Origin of the sequence: Methylomarinovum tepidoasis (assembly GCF_030294985.1) — a bacterium.
Lineage (GTDB): Bacteria > Pseudomonadota > Gammaproteobacteria > Methylococcales > Methylothermaceae > Methylohalobius > Methylohalobius tepidoasis.
In genome coordinates, this window is sequence record NZ_AP024718.1 from 710,047 (window position 1) to 729,824 (window position 19,778).

At 63.5% G+C, this 19,778-nt stretch carries 20 protein-coding genes; 12 read left to right on the forward strand and 8 right to left on the reverse strand.

Annotation, left to right across the window (positions count from 1 at the left end):
• Positions 1 to 212: 212 nt before the first annotated feature.
• Positions 213 to 1,481, forward strand: a complete 1,269-nt coding sequence (mtaB, locus tag MIN45_RS03490; RefSeq protein ID WP_286293405.1) for a tRNA (N(6)-L-threonylcarbamoyladenosine(37)-C(2))-methylthiotransferase MtaB — start codon at positions 213 to 215, stop codon at positions 1,479 to 1,481.
• Between the two features lies 1 nt (position 1,482).
• On the opposite strand, the gene cysZ is transcribed toward mtaB, so the two are convergent.
• Both cysZ and MIN45_RS03500 read right to left on the reverse strand, forming a co-directional pair.
• Positions 1,483 to 2,232, reverse strand: coding sequence for a sulfate transporter CysZ (gene cysZ / locus MIN45_RS03495; RefSeq protein ID WP_286293407.1), 750 nt, complete (start codon positions 2,230 to 2,232; stop codon positions 1,483 to 1,485).
• Positions 2,233 to 2,288: 56 nt separating this feature from the next.
• A complete protein-coding gene (locus MIN45_RS03500; protein ID WP_286293409.1) occupies positions 2,289 to 2,966 on the reverse strand; it encodes a PEP-CTERM/exosortase system-associated acyltransferase in 678 nt (225 codons plus the stop codon).
• Between the two features lie 300 nt (positions 2,967 to 3,266).
• Between MIN45_RS03500 and MIN45_RS03505 the strand changes: the two genes are divergently transcribed.
• The 7 genes from MIN45_RS03505 to MIN45_RS03535 all read left to right on the forward strand — a co-directional run bounded on the left by MIN45_RS03505 (position 3,267) and on the right by MIN45_RS03535 (position 11,321).
• Positions 3,267 to 4,247 (forward strand): NAD(P)H-quinone oxidoreductase, encoded by a 981-nt coding sequence (locus tag MIN45_RS03505; protein ID WP_286293410.1) that lies wholly within the window; start codon positions 3,267 to 3,269, stop codon positions 4,245 to 4,247.
• Between the two features lie 77 nt (positions 4,248 to 4,324).
• Positions 4,325 to 5,686 (forward strand): hypothetical protein, encoded by a 1,362-nt coding sequence (locus tag MIN45_RS03510; protein ID WP_286293411.1) that lies wholly within the window; start codon positions 4,325 to 4,327, stop codon positions 5,684 to 5,686.
• A 27-nt stretch (positions 5,687 to 5,713) separates the two neighbouring features.
• Positions 5,714 to 6,778 (forward strand): DNA replication/repair protein RecF, encoded by a 1,065-nt coding sequence (recF, locus tag MIN45_RS03515; RefSeq protein WP_286293412.1) that lies wholly within the window; start codon positions 5,714 to 5,716, stop codon positions 6,776 to 6,778.
• A gap of 16 nt (positions 6,779 to 6,794) precedes the next feature.
• Positions 6,795 to 9,221, forward strand: coding sequence for a DNA topoisomerase (ATP-hydrolyzing) subunit B (gene gyrB, locus MIN45_RS03520; protein ID WP_286293414.1), 2,427 nt, complete (start codon positions 6,795 to 6,797; stop codon positions 9,219 to 9,221).
• Between the two features lie 3 nt (positions 9,222 to 9,224).
• Positions 9,225 to 10,019: a prolipoprotein diacylglyceryl transferase gene (gene lgt, locus MIN45_RS03525; protein ID WP_286293415.1), complete on the forward strand. Its 795-nt coding sequence runs from the start codon at positions 9,225 to 9,227 to the stop codon at positions 10,017 to 10,019.
• Positions 10,003 to 10,797, forward strand: coding sequence for a thymidylate synthase (gene thyA / locus MIN45_RS03530; RefSeq protein WP_286293416.1), 795 nt, complete (start codon positions 10,003 to 10,005; stop codon positions 10,795 to 10,797). Before lgt ends, thyA begins: the two co-directional genes overlap by 17 nt.
• Positions 10,794 to 11,321 (forward strand): dihydrofolate reductase, encoded by a 528-nt coding sequence (locus MIN45_RS03535; protein WP_286293417.1) that lies wholly within the window; start codon positions 10,794 to 10,796, stop codon positions 11,319 to 11,321. Before thyA ends, MIN45_RS03535 begins: the two co-directional genes overlap by 4 nt.
• Here the strand turns inward: MIN45_RS03535 and MIN45_RS03540 are convergent.
• Entirely contained in the window at positions 11,284 to 12,102 is an 819-nt protein-coding gene (locus MIN45_RS03540; protein ID WP_286293418.1) for a symmetrical bis(5'-nucleosyl)-tetraphosphatase, read from the reverse strand. The two genes, MIN45_RS03535 and MIN45_RS03540, sit on opposite strands and share 38 nt — an antisense overlap.
• A gap of 328 nt (positions 12,103 to 12,430) precedes the next feature.
• On the opposite strand from MIN45_RS03540, the gene MIN45_RS03545 reads away from it, so the two are divergent.
• The 3 genes from MIN45_RS03545 (at position 12,431) to mpl (ending at position 14,678) form a co-directional block, all read left to right on the forward strand.
• On the forward strand, positions 12,431 to 12,586 hold the full coding sequence (locus MIN45_RS03545; protein WP_286293419.1) for a hypothetical protein: 156 nt from the start codon (positions 12,431 to 12,433) through the stop codon (positions 12,584 to 12,586).
• Positions 12,587 to 12,684: 98 nt separating this feature from the next.
• Positions 12,685 to 13,266: an ankyrin repeat domain-containing protein gene (locus MIN45_RS03550; protein ID WP_286293420.1), complete on the forward strand. Its 582-nt coding sequence runs from the start codon at positions 12,685 to 12,687 to the stop codon at positions 13,264 to 13,266.
• Between the two features lie 20 nt (positions 13,267 to 13,286).
• Positions 13,287 to 14,678: a UDP-N-acetylmuramate:L-alanyl-gamma-D-glutamyl-meso-diaminopimelate ligase gene (gene mpl / locus MIN45_RS03555; protein WP_286293421.1), complete on the forward strand. Its 1,392-nt coding sequence runs from the start codon at positions 13,287 to 13,289 to the stop codon at positions 14,676 to 14,678.
• Positions 14,679 to 14,791: 113 nt separating this feature from the next.
• Here mpl and MIN45_RS03560 read toward each other — a convergent pair whose 3' ends face one another.
• From MIN45_RS03560 to MIN45_RS03570, 3 genes are read right to left on the reverse strand one after another with little or no spacing between them, the layout of a single operon-like run.
• Entirely contained in the window at positions 14,792 to 15,706 is a 915-nt protein-coding gene (locus MIN45_RS03560; RefSeq protein WP_286293422.1) for a YfdX family protein, read from the reverse strand.
• Between the two features lie 38 nt (positions 15,707 to 15,744).
• Positions 15,745 to 16,437 (reverse strand): TIGR00703 family protein, encoded by a 693-nt coding sequence (locus MIN45_RS03565; RefSeq protein WP_286293423.1) that lies wholly within the window; start codon positions 16,435 to 16,437, stop codon positions 15,745 to 15,747.
• A 4-nt stretch (positions 16,438 to 16,441) separates the two neighbouring features.
• Complete coding sequence (locus MIN45_RS03570) at positions 16,442 to 17,008, reverse strand: HdeD family acid-resistance protein (RefSeq protein ID WP_286293424.1); 567 nt, start codon at positions 17,006 to 17,008, stop codon at positions 16,442 to 16,444.
• 146 nt (positions 17,009 to 17,154) lie between these two features.
• Between MIN45_RS03570 and MIN45_RS03575 the strand changes: the two genes are divergently transcribed.
• Positions 17,155 to 17,679 carry a DUF1269 domain-containing protein gene (locus tag MIN45_RS03575; protein ID WP_286293425.1) on the forward strand — a complete coding sequence of 175 codons (525 nt, stop codon included), beginning with the start codon at positions 17,155 to 17,157 and terminating at the stop codon, positions 17,677 to 17,679.
• 39 nt (positions 17,680 to 17,718) lie between these two features.
• Here the strand turns inward: MIN45_RS03575 and nqrF are convergent, their stop codons facing one another.
• Positions 17,719 to 18,981: an NADH:ubiquinone reductase (Na(+)-transporting) subunit F gene (gene nqrF / locus MIN45_RS03580; RefSeq protein ID WP_286293426.1), complete on the reverse strand. Its 1,263-nt coding sequence runs from the start codon at positions 18,979 to 18,981 to the stop codon at positions 17,719 to 17,721.
• Positions 18,978 to 19,745: an NADH:ubiquinone reductase (Na(+)-transporting) subunit C gene (nqrC, locus tag MIN45_RS03585; protein ID WP_286293427.1), complete on the reverse strand. Its 768-nt coding sequence runs from the start codon at positions 19,743 to 19,745 to the stop codon at positions 18,978 to 18,980. Before nqrC ends, nqrF begins: the two co-directional genes overlap by 4 nt.
• Positions 19,746 to 19,778 lie beyond the last annotated feature (33 nt).

The following is a 19,778-nucleotide window of genomic DNA, read 5'->3' on the forward strand; positions in this document are numbered from 1 at the left end:
CTGTGACCCGGGTCACAACCCGATCCTGTTTCTATGCCACACTTAAGACCATGGTTGTCGTACGGATGGCGGTGAATCTGCCCTCTATCCCCTCCTCCCTCCACCGCCGTCGCCGCAACCTAACCCCGGGAGCCGCCAGGACGGTAGCTTCCGGGGTTTTTTGTTGATCCTTGTTAAAATAATCGGTTACCGATCAACCTGTGGATGAGGGGATGCAAGTCGCGTTTCAAACCCTAGGATGCCGTCTCAACGAAGCCGAAACCGAGGCTTGGTCGCGCCAGTTCCGCGCCGCCGGCGCCCGGGTGGTGCCGGCGGACCGGGCCGACGTGGTGGTGCTCAACACCTGTGCGGTGACCGGCGAGGCGGCCCGCAAATCCCGGCAGTGGATCCGCCGCCTCAGGCGCGCCAATCCCGACGCCCGCCTGGTGGTCAGCGGCTGCTATGCCAGCCTGCGACCGGAACAGGTAGCCCGGGAGTTGGGGGTGGACCTGGTCGTCCCCAATCGCGACAAGGACCGGCTGGTGGAGCTGGCCCGGCAGCTGCTGCCCGCCCCTGCGACCGCAGCGCACGAGGCGCCGGTCTTCACCCGCAGCCGCCAGCGGGCTTTCGTCAAGGTTCAGGACGGCTGCCGTCATCGCTGCACCTTCTGCATCGTCACCGTGGCCCGGGGGGAGGAACGCAGCCGCCCGGTGGACGAGGTGGTTGCGGAAATCCAGGCGCTGCGCCGGGAGGGCGTGCAGGAGGCGGTCCTCAGCGGCATCCATCTGGGCGGCTACGGCAGCGATCTGGGAAGCTCGCTCACCGCACTGCTCCGCGCCGTCCTGGAACGGACCGATCTGCCGCGCCTGCGCCTGGGTTCGCTGGAGCCCTGGGAGCTGGGCGAGGACTTCTTCGCCCTGTTTCGCGACCCGCGGTTGATGCCCCATCTGCACCTGCCGCTGCAGAGCGGCTCCGATGCCGTGCTCAAACGCATGGCGCGGCGCTGCCGGGTGGCGGACTTCCGCACGCTGGCCCTGACGGCGCGCCGCCACCGCCCCGATCTGGTGCTGACCACCGACATCATCGTCGGCTTTCCCGGCGAGACCGAAGCCGACTTTCAACAGACGCTGGCGCTGGTGGAGGAAATCGGCTTCGCCCACGTGCACATCTTCCCCTATTCCCCCCGCGAGGGGACGGCGGCGGCGGCCTTTCCCCATCAGGTGGACGAAAAAACCAAGAAGGACCGCAGCCGCCGCCTCCACCGACTGGCAGCCACGCTGCGGCACCAGGTTCTGGAAGCCTGGGTCGGAAAGACGGCGGCGGTGCTGTGGGAAAGGGGCGAATGGCATGACGGGCGGCGCTGGTTCAGCGGCTACACCCCCCACTACCTGCGGGTGCAGATGCCGGCGCCGGAGGGAACCGATCTCAGCAACCGGATCCAGACCGTCAGGCTCGCCGCGGTGGCTCCGGAAGGCGACCGGCTCGTGGCCGAGCCGGTTTGAGTCAGTTCTGGCCCTTGCGGGCGCCGACGAAATAGACCGTGGCCGCAATCACCGCCGCCGGCGGCACGAGGATGTTGAGCAGCGGCACGCCGATTCCGAACATCACCACCCCGCCCAGGGTCAGATTGCCCAGCTTGGCCCGGGCCAGCAAGCGGCGCTGCTCGGGGAACAGAATGTCGTGATTGGCCAACGGATAGGCGGTGTATTCCAAACCCATGAACCAGGCATTGAACAGCAGCCACAGGAACGGCGCGGCCAGATTGAGCCCCGGAATGACCGAGATGACGGCCAGCGGAATCGCCCGGGTGACGAAATACCACAGCCGCCTCAATTCCGCCCCCATTTCCCGCATCACCGCCCGGGTCAGGCTGGTTTCCGGCGGCTGGGGCGCGGTTCCGGTGAGCAGTTCCTCGGTGCGCTCGGCCAGCTTGTCGTAGAAGGGGGAGGCCAGCAGGTTGGCCACCAGGGTGAAACTGAAGAAGGTGATGAGGATGAAGGCCAGCCCGAACAGGGGCCAGAGCAGCCATTCCAGCCAGTCGAGCCAGGACGGAATCAGCCAGGCGAGAAAATCGGCGAAGTAGTAGCTCGCCAGGGCGAAAGCGCCGGCATAGAGCAGGAAATTGATCGCCAGCGGGATGAGGACGAAGCGGCGCAGGCTCGGCCTGGGTAACAGGACGAGCCCTTGCCACAGGCACCGCAGGGCGTAGACAGGATTGTTGAGCTTACGGGTATCGTAACGGTCGATGGCCATGGCGGTTTGTGGTTCCGGTTTGCAAAGGATACCATTGTACCGCCTTCCCCACCCGGTCAGGCGGCCATCATCGGACAATCGACCGGGTACAACTGCGAATAACGCAACAGGGTGTTTTGGCGGCTGAACATGGCGTGGACCTCCCGGGAACGCTCGGGAATGCCGTCGAACGCCGTCGCCAGCTTCGCCAGATAAGGATAACGGGTTCCCCGATGCTCACAGGGATCTCCGATGATGTCCATATGCATCCCCAGGTTGCCGACGATACGCATGATCGAGCGCCGGCATAGAAACAACCAGTAGTCAAGCCCGACCTGGGCGCTGTAATCGCGGGCGGCACGGATCAAGCCCAACAGCACTTCCGGCTCGCTGACCTGCTGGCGCTCACCGTGACGACGGTAGGATTTCAGAATGGAAAGACGGGACAATTCCGCAAAATACCTGCCCCCCGTCTCGACCCCTTCAAGGGAAAAACGGGCGACCCGGGCCATCGGCAGGCTTTCCGGCTTACCGAATACCAGACGGGCGGTCCCGACCCACTCGCCGCTGTCGAGGTGCTGGATCAACAAATGCGCGGAATGGTTATCATAGGCGTCGATTTCCTGTTGGTCGCAGAAACGTTCGACCGGTTCGAAACGCTTTTCCAGGCAATAGACCTGATAGCGCAAACGATAGTGGATGGATTTGCCTTCCTTGGTATCGGCAAGGACCGCCCGGTAGCGTCTATCAAACATCCTAGCTCCTCCCTCTTATCATCTATAGTTCTATTTATCTAACGAAATTTATCTGCCCCTCGTATTTGTGAGCAAAAAACATACCATTAGGGCGAAAACGATTACGTGGCAGAATCTAAGGGATTCTGTGAAACCGTAAGTGACGCCAAAATGCGACATTCCATACGATTCGATGCCAAACATTTTGGTCAAAAATGAAAGATAAGACTTTGACATTCAATGAAACTGAACATGTCGCTAATTAGCGACACATCAGCATCCAGATGAACAATTGTGCGACATGAACAACCTGAATCCAGCATGAAGGCGATAGAAATCACCCATCCCGGCGGTCCGGAGGTTCTGCAGCTGACGGAAAGGCCGGCCCCCCGGCCGGGACCGGGAGAAGTCCTCATCCAGGTCAAGGCGGCCGGAGTCAACCGGCCCGACGTGGTTCAGCGTCAGGGGCTTTATCCACCGCCCCCCGGCGCCTCCGACATCCCCGGCCTGGAGGTCGCCGGCATCATCACGGCCGTTGGCCCTGAGGTGTCACAGTGGCAGCACGGGGATGCGGTCTGTGCCCTACTGACCGGCGGCGGTTACGCCGAATACTGCATCGCTGCGGCGGACCTGTGTCTGCCGATCCCCAAAGGTCTGGATTTCGTCCAGGCCGCCGCCATCCCAGAAACCTTCTTCACCGTCTGGCACAACGTGTTCGAGCGTGGCCAGCTGCGCCGGGGAGAAAATTTCCTGGTTCACGGCGGCGCCGGCGGGATCGGCACCACCGCGATCCAGCTCGCCCGCGCACTGCGCCAGGCGGAGGTCTATACCACCTGCGGCACCCCGGAAAAATGCCATTTCTGCGAAGACCTCGGCGCCCGGGCCGCGATCTGCTACCGCCGCGAAGATTTCGCCGCCCGCATCGCCGAACTGACCGCCGGCCGGGGGGTCGATCTGATTCTCGACATCGTCGGCGCCCCCTATTTGCCCCACAACCTGCGGTCCCTGGCGGAGGATGGGCGCTTGGTCATCATCGCCGTGCAGGGCGGCCCCAAGGGGGAGATCAATCTGCTGCCGGTCTTCCTCAAACGGCTGACCATCACCGGCTCCACCCTGCGCCCGCGACCGCCCGCAGTGAAGGCCGCCATCGCCCGGCAACTGCGCCAGCACGTCTGGCCCCTGCTGGAAAGCGGCCAGGTACGGCCGATCATCCACAGGGTATTGCCCCTGGCTCAGGCCGCCGAAGCCCACCGCCTGCTGGAAGCAGGTGAAGTCATCGGCAAAATCGTGCTCGTCCCCTGAAGAGGCCGCCGAAGTGATCTATCTTTAGACTTTAGAAAGGGACTTTCCGCGCTTGGCCAAGCGGCGAACATCTACAAATGACGACAGCGGTTTCAACTTTCGATCCGGCGACCATCTCGGCGTGGCTCATCGAACTGGAGGACAGCAAACCCAGGAAACGCGCCAGCGCGCTCTATCAGCGCCTCCAGCAACTCAATGGCGCACACCTCGAGGCCGATTCCAGCCTTCAGCAGCTGGAACGCCTGCGGGGACCGGTGTTCGCCGCCGCACAGGCATTGGCCGGGGTGTTCCTTCAAGAAATGAAGGACTCATACCTGGCGGCCCGCAAAACGGCCAAGCTCTGTATTTTCCTGCAGCATCAACTGGCCAGCGGCTACGAACACTTGTCCGGCCCTTTGGCGCACCAGCGCGTCCTGGCCTCGCTCGGGCAAATGCTGTTGCACTTTCATCAATTGGGCGAGCCTCCCGGCACCGCCTTCTGGCGCCGCATCTACCACGGGATGGGGGACGGCCAGGCGAACGGTGAACTCGATCACCACGTCGACGACCCGGTTCAAGGAACCTGCCTGAGCCCACGGGAACAACTGTATCGAATCCTCACCTTCGCCGCCCTGCCCGCAAGCCGCTTCGAGGCGTCCGATCTCCACACGCTGTACCAACACCTGCAAAGGAGCGACGGCCTGGAGATCCGGGGTAACCCGACTGAACCTCGATGGGTCTTCGATCCCGGCCAACCGGCCCCGCCCCGGCATCCCGACGCCGACCCTCCCACCTGGCCGTGGCACGGTTTCAGCGCCCGTCTCCGAAAGGAGGAAGGACTGCCCCACCGCGTCGCGGCCCGGCTGCAGCATCATCTGGGACAACCGCCTGCCGAAGTTTTGTCCGCCGGATGCCGGGTGGAAGAGATTTGGACGGGGCATGCCAGGATCGCTGAAGAACTGCAGCACCGCCACCAAGGCACCGAAACCCTGAACTGGCTCGAAGTCCCCTCCCTGGAGCTGGTGACCGCCGCAGACCCGGTCCCGATGGAGCAAAAGGGCATCCACCGTTATCTCCAGGCCAAACTGACCCACCACCCCCAGGACTCGTTGGCAGTGCTGGAGGTGGACAGGACGCTTCCTTTCGACCGGCTGCTGGCCCTGAAAGGCTTCGACGGGCAGCTGACCCTGGCCGTTGCCCGCTGGTGCGTCGCCGGCAAGTTCGGCAAACCCCACCGTTACGGCCTGGACCTTTACCAGGGACAACCGCGCTGCGGCCTGGCGCTGATTCCGGATCGGGGCCCACAGCCGGCAATCCGCTTGCCGGACACGAACTTCGTGTTCCTGCCTCCGGTCAGATTGAAGCTCGGCACCGAGATTCTCATCGATGCGGCCCCTACGAAAAGCGGCCGGTTGCTCGAATGGAGCGGGGATTTCTGCGCCTATGCGCTCCAGCCATGAACGGCGCCGATCCGTTATCATGAACGGATGCACCTGTCCCATCTTACGCTTGCCAATCTTCGCAACCTGCATCCGGCACGGCTGGAATTCGACCCGTCCCTGAACCTGATCGTCGGCCCCAACGCCAGCGGCAAGACCTCGCTGCTGGAGGCGATCTATCTGCTGGGCCGGGCGCAATCCTTCCGCACCCCCCATCCCCGGCCACTGATTCAAAACGGGCGGTCGGCCCTGACCGTCTCGGGGTGTCTCCTCGTGGACGGGCGCGAACACCGCCTGGGCGTCGGCTTCGAAGGCGGCCGGCGGCGCCTGCGCTTCGACGGCCGCGAACTGGATTCCCGTGCCGAACTGCTGCGGCTGATGCCGGTGAGGATCATCGATCCCACTCTTTACGATCTGCCCGAGACCTCCCCCCACCGGCGGCGCCGTTTTCTCGACTGGGGCGTCTTCTACTTCGATCCCGACTACCTGACGGCCTGGCGCACCTACCGCCGTGCCCTACAACAGCGCAACGCCGCCCTCAAGGCTGGGGATGCCGAAGGCGCCACCCTGTGGGGGCAAAGCCTGGGGAAATACGGTAAAATGGTGAGCCGCAGCCGGCAACGCTATTTGCAGGCATTCTCCGCCCAGCTGCGGCCGCTGGCCGAGGAACTGGGTCTGGGAAAGGATGCCGGCATACGTTACCTGCCCGGATGGCGCACGGGCGCCGACCTGGACACCGTTCTCAGGGAAGATCTGCCCCGGGATCTGCGCCATGGCTGCACCCACAGCGGCTCACACCGCGACGACTTTCGCATCGTAATCGAAGGACACGACGTGCGCCAACGCCTTTCCCGCGGCCAGATGAAGTTGCTGGCACATGCCTTGATCTCGATCCAGGGAACGCTGCTGGAACGCCCGGGGATTCTCCTGATCGACGACCTGGCATCCGAATTAGACCAAGAAAATCAGGCACTTTTGAGCGAATTGAGCGTCCAAACCCAAGAGCAGATCTTCATTACGGCCACCCGGTCAGCGGCGCTGACCGCCCTGACTTCCCATCCGCACCACATGTTTCACGTGGAACATGGGCGCATCAGTCCCGCCGAACCTTAGGAAATCACCTTATCTGATGAACAAAGCAAACGTACAAGCCTACGACAGTTCCAGCATCCAGGTCCTCAAGGGTTTGGAGGCGGTCCGCAAACGCCCCGGCATGTACATCGGTGACACCGATGACGGCACCGGCCTGCATCACATGGTGTTCGAGGTGGTGGACAACGCCATCGACGAAGCCCTGGCCGGCTACTGCAAGAACATCGTCGTCACCCTCCACGCCGACGGTTCGGTGTCGGTGGAGGACGACGGCCGCGGTATCCCGGTGGACATCCTGGAGGAGGAAGGCCGGCCGGCGGCGGAAGTGATCATGACCGTGCTCCACGCCGGCGGCAAGTTCGACGACAACGCCTACAAAGTCTCCGGCGGCCTCCACGGCGTGGGGGTGTCGGTGGTCAACGCCCTGTCGGAAGAACTGATCCTGGAGATCAAGCGCGACGGCAAGCATTACCGCCAGGTCTACCGCATGGGCGACCCGGTCACCCCTCTGGAGGTGATCGGCAAATCCAAACACACCGGCACCAAGGTGCGTTTCAAACCCAGCCCGGAGATCTTCAGCGACACCGAATTTCACTACGACATTCTCGCCAAGCGCCTGCGGGAGCTGTCGTTCCTCAACTCCGGCGTGCGCATCGTCCTGCGCGACGAACGCACCGACCGTGAGGACGTGTTCCAGTTCGAGGGCGGCATCAAGGCCTTCGTCGAGCACCTGGCCCGCAACAAGACCCCCTTGTTCGACAAAGTGTTCTACTGCCAGGGGGAACGCGACGGCATCAGCGTGGAGACGGCCATGGTGTGGACCGACAGCTACCAGGAGAACGTCTTCTGCTACACCAACAACATCCCCCAGAAGGACGGCGGCACCCACTTGGCCGGTTTCCGCAGCGCCCTGACCCGGACCCTGAACCAGTACATGGAATCCCAAGGGCTGCTGAAGAAGCACAAGATCCACCCGGAAGGGGCTGACATCCGCGAGGGGCTGACCGCGGTGCTGTCGGTCAAGGTGCCGGACCCCAAATTCTCCTCCCAGACCAAGGAGAAGCTGGTGTCTTCGGAGGTCAAGCCGGTGGTGGAATCCATCGTCGCCGAGAAGTTCCAGGAGTTCCTGCTGGAGAACCCCCAGGCGGCCAAGGCCATCGTCGGCAAGATCATCGACGCCGCCCGCGCCCGCGAGGCGGCGCGCAAGGCCCGGGAGATGACCCGGCGCAAGACCGCCCTCGACATGGGCGGCCTGCCCGGCAAACTGGCCGACTGCCAGGAGAAGGATCCGGCCCATTCCGAACTGTTCATCGTCGAGGGGGATTCCGCCGGCGGCAGCGCCAAACAGGGGCGCGACCGCCGCACCCAGGCGATCCTGCCGCTGAAGGGCAAGATCCTCAACGTGGAGCGGGCCCGCTTCGACAAGATGCTGTCGTCGGACGAGATCGCCACCCTCATCACCGCCCTCGGCTGCGGCATCGGCCAGGAGGACTACGATCCGGACAAGCTCCGCTACCACCGCATCATCGTCATGACCGATGCCGACGTGGACGGCGCCCACATCCGCACCCTGCTTCTGACCTTCTTCTACCGCCAGATGCCGGAGTTGATCGAGCGCGGCCACGTGTACATCGCCCAGCCGCCGCTGTACAAGGTCAAGAAGGGCAAACAGGAACATTACGTCAAGGACGACGACGAACTGAACGAATACCTGTTGCAGCAGGCATTGGACAGAGCTGTCCTGCTGCCTGACGCGACCACCCCGCCGATCCGCGGCAGCGGCCTGGAACGGCTGGTGCGCGACTGGCTGGCGGCGGCCGACGCGATCCGCCGCCACGGTATCCACTACGACGAGGCTTTTCTCGAGGCCCTGGTGGAACTGCCGGCGTTCGAGGAAAGCCTGCTGACCGACGCGTCCGCCTGCCGGCGCTGGTTCGAAGCCTTAGAGGCCCATCTCAACCGCGACCCCACTAGACCCACCCGCTTTCACATCGAAGTGGAATTTTTCGAGGACAACGGCACCGCCTTCAAGGCGACCGTCACCAAGCGCCTGTACGGGGTTTCCAAGAGCTTCGAGGTCACACCAGTGTTCTTCCAGTCGGCCGACTATCACAAGCTGGCCAGGTTCGGCACGGAAACCCGCGGTCTGTTCGGCGGGGACACCGTGCTGCAGCTGGGAGAGAAGCGGATCGGCGTGCGCGACTTCAAACAGGTGTTCGAGGCGCTGATGGCCGACGCCCGCAGGGGGCAGCAGATCCAGCGCTACAAGGGGCTCGGGGAGATGAACCCGGAGCAGCTGTGGGAGACTACCATGGATCCGGACAGCCGCCGTCTGCTCCAGGTCACCATCGAAGACGCGGTGGCTGCCGACGAGGTCTTCTCCACCCTGATGGGCGACCAGGTGGAGCCGCGGCGGCGCTTCATCGAGGACAACGCCCTGGCCGTCGAAAACCTGGACGTGTAGGCCATGCTGCCCTACCCCCGCATCGACCCGGTCGCCGTCCGCCTGGGACCGCTCAAGGTCCACTGGTACGGCCTGATGTACGTCTTCGGCCTACTGGGCGCCTGGTGGCTGGCGCGGTGGCGGGGGCCGAGGTTCGGCTGGCGCAAGGAGGAGATCGACGATCTGGTCTATTACGCCGCCTTCGGGGTGGTGCTGGGCGGGCGCACCGGCTACATGCTGTTCTACAACCTGCCAACCCTGCTCCACGACCCGCTGAGTTTCTTCCGGGTCTGGGAAGGCGGGATGTCGTTCCACGGTGGCCTGCTGGGTGTCCTGGCGGCCGTGGCGCTGTTCGGCCGCAAGTACGGCCGCGCCTTCTGGGAGGTGACCGACTTCATCGCCCCCTTCGTCCCCATCGGACTGTTCTTCGGCCGTATCGGCAATTTCATCAACGGCGAACTGTGGGGCAAGGTCAGCGATGTCCCCTGGGCCATGGTGTTCCCCACCGGCGGCCCGCTGCCGCGCCATCCCTCCCAGCTTTACGAAACCGCTCTCGAAGGGATCGCCCTGTTCGCGATCCTGTGGTGGTACTCCGCCAAGCTTCGGCCGAGGATGGCGGTTTCCGGCCTGTTTCTGCTGGGCTACGGCACTTTCCGTTTTCTGGTGGAGTTCATTCGCGAGCCCGACGCCCACATCGGCTATCTGGCCTTCGGCTGGGTGACCATGGGCCAAGTACTGTCGCTGCCGATGATCGTGGCCGGAACCTTGCTGCTGTGGTGGGCCCATCGCCGGGAGAACGCCCATGCGTCCTTATCTTGAACTCCTCCAGGACATCCTCGACCACGGGACTCCTAAGGACGACCGCACCGGCACCGGCACCCTGAGCGTGTTCGGCCGCCAGCTGCGCTTCGATCTTACCCAGGGCTTCCCCCTCCTGACCACCAAGAAACTGCACTGGCCTTCCATCGTCCACGAGTTGCTGTGGTTCCTGTCCGGCAGCACCAACATCCGCTATCTGCACGAGCACAAGATCACCATCTGGGACGAATGGGCCGACGACAACGGCGAGCTGGGCCCGGTTTACGGCAAGCAGTGGCGCGCCTGGGAGACGCCGGACGGTCGCACCATCGACCAGCTCGCCGAAGTGGTGGCGACAATCCGCCGCGATCCCGACTCGCGCCGCCTGCTGGTGAGCGCCTGGAACGTGGCCGACGTAGGACGCATGGCGCTGCCGCCGTGTCATTACAGCTTCCAGTTCTACGTCGCCGCAGGGAGGCTCTCGTGCCTGTTCAACATGCGTTCGGTGGACGTCTTTCTGGGGCTGCCCTTCAACATCGCCAGCTATGCCCTGCTGACCCACATGGTGGCCCAGCAGTGCGACCTGGCGCCGGGGGAGCTGATCTGGAGCGGCGGCGACGTCCACCTCTACCGCAACCACCTGGAACAGGCCCGTCAGCAGCTGGGCCGCCAGCCTTACCCGCCGCCGCGGCTGGAGATCCTGCGCCGACCGCCAAGCCTGTTCGCTTACCGCTTCGAGGATTTCCGCCTCCACGACTATCAGGCCCATCCCCATATCAAGGCGCCGGTGGCGGTATGAGCAGGCCGAGCCGCATCAGCCTGATCGTCGCCATGGCCCGGGGACGGGTCATCGGCCACCGGGGGCGGATGCCCTGGCATTTGTCCGAGGACCTCAGACGCTTCCGCCGCATCACCTGGGGCAAACCCATCCTGATGGGGCGGCGCACCTTCGAAGCCATCGGCCGGCCCCTGCCGGGGCGGGTCAACATCGTGCTGTCGCGCTCGCCGGATTTCCGTCCCGACGGCTGCCAAGTGGCGAGCTCTCTGGAAGCAGCGCTGGAACTGGCCGGCGGCCAGGAACTGATGGTCATCGGTGGCAGCCACGTCTACCGTCATCTGCTACCGCAGGCGGATCTGCTCTATCTCACCCTGATCGACGCCGATTTTCCCGGCGACACCTTCTTTCCCCCGTGGGAGGCGGCGCAGTGGCAGGAAATCGAGCGGGAGGAACGGGCGGCGGGGGCCGCTTTCCCCCACCCTTACCGCTTCGTGACCCTGCGGCGGATCAGCCCGGCTTGCGGTAGCAGGGACAATCGATACTGATTCGGTACATCTCCCCGTCCAGGCGCAGTGCGGTCAGCTGCCCGCCCCAGAGGCAGCCAGTGTCGATACCGTAGCATCCCCGCTCGGCCACGAATCCCAGCGTGGACCAGTGACCGAAGACGATTTCCTGCCCCTCGCTGCGCCGCCCCGGCACCTGGAACCAGGGCAGCAGCCCTTGCGGCTGGCTTCCCGGCGGCCCGGAGAATCTGAGCGCCAGGCGCCCTTCACGGTCGCAATAACGCAGCCGGGTGAAGCAGTTGACGATGAAACGCAGCCGGTCCCAGCCCTGCAAGTCCTCGGACCACACATCCGGTTGATCGCCGTACATGTGTTTGAGGAATTCCTCCAGCCGGTCGCTCTGGAGCACCGACTCCGCTTCCCGGGCGCAGCGGCTGGCGGTGTCGATGTCCCACTGGGGCGGCAGGCCGGCATGGAGCAGGCAGAAACGCTGGTCGCGGTGGAACAGCGGCCGGTGACGGAGCCAGTCTAGCAGCACGTCCCGGTCGTCCGCCTCGAGCACGTCGGCCAGGTCCTGGCGGTGCTTGTAATCCTGACCGTGGGCCACCGCCAGCAGATGCAGGTCGTGATTGCCCAGGACGGTCACCGCCCGGTCTCCCAGGGCCTTGATGAAACGCAGGGTCTCCAGCGAATGGGGCCCGCGGTTGACCAGATCGCCAGTGAACCAGAGCAAGTCCGCCGCCGGATCGAAATTGATCTTGTCCAGCAGCTGCTGCAGTTCGAAAAAACAACCCTGAATGTCCCCGATCGCGTAATGCGCCATGGGTACGAGACTCCGGAAAGGGTTCGATGGAAAGGGCGCCACTTTGTACCCCAGCGGGAGAGAGATTGCAAGTTGGGCGTTGAATCCGCTTGGCACCCGTCCATTGGCGCTTCTGGGGACTGGAAAGGGTCTGCCGGGCAGAAATTCGTCCGTGAATTTAGGCCCGGCGCGGCCCTCCCTGGCCGCTGCAGACCCTTCCCAGCCCCCTCCGGCAGAAGTGGCGGATCGAGACCGCGGGGAATTTACGAAATTGCCAACGGCTTCAAAGTTTTCCCACCGGCGGCGGCCTATGCTTGTTCCTGAAAGCAAGCAACCGGGAGAGAAAACCATGACCACCTTCCTCAACGAAAAACTGGAACTGAGTCTCATCGGCTTTGCCACCCTGGTGTACAGCGCCGGCTTCATGGCCATCGCCTCTGTCGGCTATCTGCTCGACGAGATCCGGCACCTGCTGACCGCACCGCCGGAACCGCAAAGGCATTGACCTTCCATCCGTATCCTCTCCTTGAATCCGGCAGCCGCCGGATTTCTTTTATGCGGCTATACTGATTCCCAGACACCATCCATCGGGAATCTACCGCCATGCGTCTGCTGTATCTCGCGCTGCTGTTGTCTTTCAGCCTTGCCTGCCGGGCCGAACCGGCGGCGGAGCTGTTCTCCGCCGCCGCCCGGGGGCGGATCAGCCAGGTGGAATCGTTGCTGCGTCAGGGAGTCGCGGTGGACAGCCGGACCGCGACCAGGCGCACGCCGTTGATGATCGCCGCCTATTTCGGCAACGAGCGCATCGTCCGCCTGCTGCTGGGTTACGGCGCCGACGTCAATGCCACCGACAACCGTGGGGTGACGCCGCTGATGGAGGCGGTGGCCGGCGGCTGGCCCAGAGTGGTTCGATGGCTGCTGGCTTCCGGCGCCGATGTCGGAGCCAAGGATCAAAGCGGCCTGACCGCCCTCGACCGTGCCCACCAGAAAGACCATGCCGATCTCGTCCAACTGCTGCAGGGCGATGAGAACAAAGACGAAAATGCGGCCGACGGCGACACAGCTGATAAAGACGCCCAAACCCAGCAGAAAGACGGCACCGATAAAAAGGAAGGCGACAAGAAACAGGAAGCCGCTCCAAAAGCCGATGCTGCGAAAACCAAGGCGGAGGAAAAATCCGGTTGAATCCGGTACCATAGCCGCCCATGCACATCCACATCCTCGGCATCTGCGGCACTTTCATGGGCGGGCTGGCCCTGCTGGCTCGTGAATTGGGGCTGAGCGTCAGTGGTTCGGACCAGAACGTCTACCCCCCCATGAGCACCCAACTGGAGGCGGCGGGCATCCGTCTTTCGCCCTACGATCCCGCCAACCTGCACCCCCGTCCCGATCAGGTGATCATCGGCAACGCCCTGTCGCGGGGCAACCCGGAGGTGGAAACGGTGCTGAACCGGCGCCTGCCCTACACTTCCGGCCCCCAGTGGCTGGCCGAGACGATATTGCAATCGCGACGGGTGATCGGCATCGCCGGCACCCACGGCAAGACTACCACGACCGCCATGGTGGCCTGGATTCTGGAGGCCGCAGGTTTAGCGCCCGGTTTTCTGATCGGCGGCGTCCCCAAGAATTTCGGCCGCTCAGCCCGGCTGGGTAGCGGCGAATGGTTCGTCATCGAGGCCGACGAATACGACACCGCCTTTTTCGACAAGCGTTCCAAATTCGTCCATTACCGGCCCTGGATCGCCGTGCTCAACAACCTGGAATACGATCACGCCGACATCTTCCCCGACCTGGCGGCGATCCAGACCCAGTTCCACCACTTGGTCCGCACCGTACCCGGCCAGGGACAGCTGCTGGTCGCTTCCGGTGACGAGAATCTGGAGGCGGTGCTGGCCCGGGGCTGCTGGAGCCTGGTGGAACGCTTCGGGATTCAGGCCGGAGACTGGCAGGCGCAGCTGCAGCGCGAAGACGGCAGCCGTTTCCGGGTGAGCCGCCGGGGAGAGATGCTCGGCGAGGTCGCCTGGGAACTGAGCGGCCGCCACAACGTCGCCAACGCCCTGGGAGCTATCGCCGCCGCCGTCCACGCCGGCATTCCGGCATCCGACGCCATCGAAGCCCTGGGAAGTTTTGCCGGGGTCAAACGCCGCCTGGAACTGCGCGGCGAGGCCGCTGGCGTACGGATTTACGACGATTTCGCCCACCACCCGACAGCGATCGCCACCACCCTTGACGGATTGCGGGCCCGTATCGGTGACGAGCGGCTGGTGGCGATTCTGGAACCGCGCTCCAACACCATGCGCATGGGTGTCCACAGCGAGCGCTTGGGACCGTCTTTGGCCGCGGCCGACGTGGTCTATCTCTACAGGCCACCCGACCTGGGCTGGGATCCCCGCCTCCTGACCCGAACGCATCCGCACCTGTACTGCTTCGAAGATCTGGACGCGCTGCTGGATCGCCTCCTTGCCGACAGCCGCCACGGCGACCACTGGGTTTTCATGAGCAACGGCGGCTTCGGCAACATCCATCAACGGGCCCTGGAAGGACTGCGGAAACAGAGCGGAATGTTCCACGTGGAACATTCCCAGATCGCTACCTGAGCGATGTTCCACGTGGAACATTGCCACGGCAGACCATCACGGAGAGAAAATGTTCCACGTGAAACAAAAGGGGGCGCTGAGCGCCCCCTTTTGTTCTGCGACGATGTCCCGTCTTATTCCGCCTTGTGCGGCTTGGAGACCTCGGTACGGAAGCCACCTACCGCCTTGCGCAGCTTGGCCATCATCTGGTTCAGGCGTTCGCCCCATTTCTGACGCTTGACCTGTTTTTCCAGGTCTTCGATCTGCTTGTACAGGGGTTTGTAGTCCTTGTCGATGTCGCCGTAACCCAGCGCCTGGGCGACACGCAGCTGGTATTTGGCGTTTTCCAGATAGCGCAGAATTTCATCCTCCTGCGGCTGCTTGGCATGGGCCAGTTCGTCCGCCTTGCGCAGCATCGCCTCAGCCCGCAGGACCGGAATCGGAATCACCGATTCGGTGATCACCAGAGTATTGAGCGCTTCGATCAGGGTTTCCTTGGCTTCCTTGACCTTGCCCTGATCGATCAGCGGGGCCACTTTTTTGATGATCTCCGGATACAGCGCCAGCGGCAGGTTGGTGGTGGTGATGCGGATTTCGCTGGCCAGCGGCGTGAGCAAAGCACGGGCATCCTGCACCTTGCCATCGTCCAGCAGATCCTCGGCCTCATCGACGATCTTCTTGATCGCCTTCAGGTCTCCCTTGAAGTCGATGATGATCGCTTCGCTGTCGACAGGAATCAGTCCCAGTTCCGGACGGCGGGCGATGAGCAACGCCAGTTTGCCGTTGGCGATTTCCAGATGGGCCAGGGCCTCCTCGGTCCTGCCTGCTTCCAAAGCGGCCAGAGCGGCTCTGGTGGCCAGTACCGCCTCGGCGGCCTCCTTGACCACCGCATCCTCACCGCGACTGATCGCTTTCTGTTGTTCCGCACGCACCTGCGGCTGGACTTCCTGGCGGGTGGCTTGATGGTCCTTGCCTGCCGCCTGTGCCGGTGCGGTCACGATCAGAAGCAGAAACAACCCTGCAAGATGCCAAAACGTTTTCAAACGCATTACAAATCCTCCTATGGATGTTTTCAGGTCAGTTAAAGTCATTTAAAGGTGGCCAACAGCTTGTCGACCTTTTCCGCGATGTCGATTTCGAACAGCGCGATCGTCGGAACTAGCCAAGACAGCCGGAAGCGGGCGTCCTTGTCCTTGTTTTCACCGAAGTACGCGAGCGCCACCCGACCGAAGCCCATTTCCTTCTCCACTTTCTTGGCCTCGCGTAGGAAACGCCGCGGGACGTTGGGCAGCCGGCCGAAGGGAACCGGCTTGCCTTCCTGCCCCCGGTGTTTGACCAGTTCCGTCGCCGTCCCTACGCTCCGAATGGCCTCGGCCACCTGAGGCAGACGCTGCTTCTTGCAATAGGCCATGAGCAGGGAAGCGGCCGGCAGACGCAGAATCTCGATGTTCTCGTCTCCCTCGCGCAGCTGCCCGATCAGCAGGGCGGTTCCCTCCGCCATGGCGATATGGGCATACAGCTTCTTGTTTTCGGGAAGCTCCGTCAGGATCTCCTCCACCTCGAAGCGGCTGCCGTCTTCCTCGTACACATCCTGGGCACGATGCCGATCGGCGGCACCGGTGAAGAAAGTCGTTTCACCGTCGCGACGGCCGGCGATCAGATCCAGCCCCCACCGTTTGAGCGACTTGAACCGGAATTCCCGTTCCTTCTCCGGCTGCCCCAGGGTTTCGAAGACCAGGGTGTTGAGCGCAATCAGTTCACGCAGTTCCTGTGGCGTCATGATCTCAGGCTCCCTGCTGGGATTCCTGCTTGCGCTTTTCCAGCGCCACTGCAACCAGCATGGCACCGTTCATGACCAGCTCGATGGCGATCAGCAGCCCCAGCACCCAAAGGGCCGTCCACGGCATTCCCATCATGATGATGGTCGCCATCAGGATGTCAGCGATACCGACGGCCGCCAGAGTTCCCCAGGGCTGGCCCTGCTTGCGCAGTTCCACGGCGACATAGACGCGATAGACACCCATCGCCAGGAAGACGCCGGCCAGCATCGCCGTCAGTACGAAGGAACCGGCAATCGGATTGAACACCGTCAGCAGGCCGCCGATGATGTAGAAAATGGCGATCAAGGTGTGCATCGCCTTGCCCTTCCAGTCCTGGATCTCCTTACCAAACAGGGCGTGAGCCAGCTGCATACAGCCGCTGACCAGCATGAAGGCCCCGAAGAACACCACCGTGGTGATGGTCAGGGTGAAACTCATCCCCATGCCGATCACCCCGAGGACCACCATCACGATCCCCAGTGCCAGCATGGTCTTCCAGGATTTGGGCAGGTTCTCCAGATTTTCAGACATTTCAGCGTTCATGGCATTTACCTCTCAGATTGTTGATTGTTAACGGCGGTTTTTTTGCCGCGCCTTGGGTATATGGGGCAGGATGATTGGAAATCAACGGGCCGAGGCTTTATGATGAAGAAAAACAACTAAACGGAGGATGAGCCGTGATCAGACTGGTTTTGCTGGTTCCCGAAGTCGAGACCGCCAAAAAGATCGTCGCCGACCTGCTGCTGGCGGGCTTGGACAAGGACGAAATCCACATCATCGCCAAAGAGGGGGTTCCCCTCGACGGCCTGCCCGAAGCGGGCCTGACGGAAAAGACGGACCTGATCCCCGCCATGAAACGGGGCCTTGCGGCCGGTTCCGCCACCGGCCTGCTGGCGGGTCTGGCGGCGGTGCTGCTGCCGACGGGCCTGGTCGCCGCCGGCGGTGCCGTGATTCTGGCGGCCACGCTGGCGGGGGCGGCCATCGGCGCCTGGTCGGCAGCCCTGGTGGGGGTCTCGATCCCCAGTGAGGAGGTGCGCAAGTACGAGCAGGCGATCGAGCAGGGGCAGCTGCTCATGCTCATCGACATTCCCAAGTCCCGCGCCCAGGAGATCTGCGAGATCATCCGCAGGCATCATCCCGAAGCGGACATCAGGGAAGCCGAATACATCCCGCCGCCGCTGCCGGAAATGCCCGACGAATAAGTCCTTCGAGAACACCCCCGCTCCGGGGGCGTTCTCGTATCAGCCGCCGAAATCGTCGAAGAAGATATTGTCGCGCTCGACCCCTAGCTCATCCAGCATCTGCAGTACCGCTTTAAGCATCGGCGGCGGGCCGCAGAGGTAGTAATCGCATTCCTCCGGCGCCGGATGATCCTTGAGATACAGGTCGTAGAGCACCTGGTGGATGAAACCGGTCGGCCCCTGCCAGTCGTCCTCCGGGCGCGGCTCCGACAGCGCCACCTGCCAGCGGAAATTGTCGTGCGCGCGCGCCAGGCGCTCGAATTCCTCGGCGTAGAACAGCTCCCGCAAGCTGCGGGCGCCGTACCAGAACGAGATCTTCCGCGACGTCCGGACCCGCTCGAGCTGATCGACGATCATCGAGCGCAACGGCGCCATACCGGCCCCACCGCCGATAAAGATCATCTCGGTGTCGCGCTCGCGCACGTAGAACTCCCCGAACGGGCCGGTCAGCTTCACTTGGTCGCCCGGTTTGAGGGAAAACACGTAAGAGGAGACCCGCCCCGGCGGCGCCTCCGGTTTGTCCTGAGGCGGCAACTGCAGGCGGACGTTGAGACGGACCCGGTTGCCCTCCGCCGGGGCGTTGGCCATGGAATAGGCGCGGCTGGAGGGCTTGTCGATCGTCACCTGATAACGCCACCAATCGAAGCGGTCCCAGTCTTCACGGAAGCGGGGATCGATATCGAAGTCCGCAAAACGGATCCTCGCCCTCGGCGCTTCCAGGAGAATGAACTGGCCGGCGCGGAAACGCAGGGGCGGCAGGGGGAGCTCGATGACCGGCTCCTTGATCAGCGGCGTCAGGTTGCGGTTGGAAACCACCGTGCCGATCCAGGTGTGGGAGCCCAGCACCTCCGGCGGCACCCTGACCTTCAAGGGACGTTTGACCGGAATCTGGCAGCTCAGCCGCCACCCTTCCCTGAGAAGGCGCGCGGGCAGCCTGGCGCGCTCGGTCGGCAGCACCGGCCCCACCCCCTCGACGATCAGACGGCACTGGCCACAGGTCCCCTGCCCGCCGCAGGCCGAAGGGACGTGGATGCCGTGCTCCACCAAGGCCCACATCAGCTTGGTCCCGGCAGGCACCTTGAGGGTTAGTTCGTCGTTGACCACCACCGGAACCTCCCCCTCCGGGACCAACCAGAGCTTCGCCAGCAACACCAACAGGCTCAGCACCAGCACCAGGCCGACGAAGACACCGACCCCTAGCAGGATCAGATCCCCCTTCTGCGCCCATACCTCGGCGGCCTGGGCCAACCATTCGCGCGTCATCGCTCACCCTCCCGACGCAGACGGGCCAGATAGGGACCATACCCCTCCGGCCCCAGCCAATACCGCACCAGACGGTCCACCGCCCGGGTCGTCAGCGTCGCCCCGCTCAAGCCGTCAACCTGATACGCGGCGGCCGGCGATCTCGGCGGGACCGAACCCTTGACCACCCGGATCGCCACATTCCCGCTTTCATCGTAGGCCAGTTTGCCGCGCCACAGTGCCTGCCAGCGGGGATTGGCGATCTCACCACCCAGTCCCGGCGTTTCCTTCTGTTGGAAAAACGTGATGCCGGCGATGTGACGCAGGTCGTTCTCCAGCGCCAGATAACCGTACAGGGTGGACCACAGCCCCTTGCCGACGATCAGCAGTGCCACCCTTCCTGTACCTTTGACGACATAGAGCGGCATCAGCCTGGGTCTGCGCCGGAGGCCGATGCGTTCCGGTGGAATCGGCTTGCTGTAACGGGGATCGCGGGCGGCCCTGTCGAAATCGAAAGCATCGGGCTGTAGATAGCGCGGCAACCCCTGAAACGACACCGGCTCGGCCCGGTGCAAGTCGATCAGGCGCGCATCGATCGCTTCACGGTAGGCGCTGAGCGGTTCGGTCGCCTCGATGCCGACAACCGCCAGGATATGACGAATCCGCTCCAGACGCAGATTCCTCTCCTGCCGCTCCGCCAGCAACACCGCCGCCGCGGTGACCATGAACGAACACACCAGCGCGACGCTCAGCACCACCGTCAAGGCACCCAGAACCTTACGCATGGTGTTCCATCCTATATGGTTTGTGTCGCCACA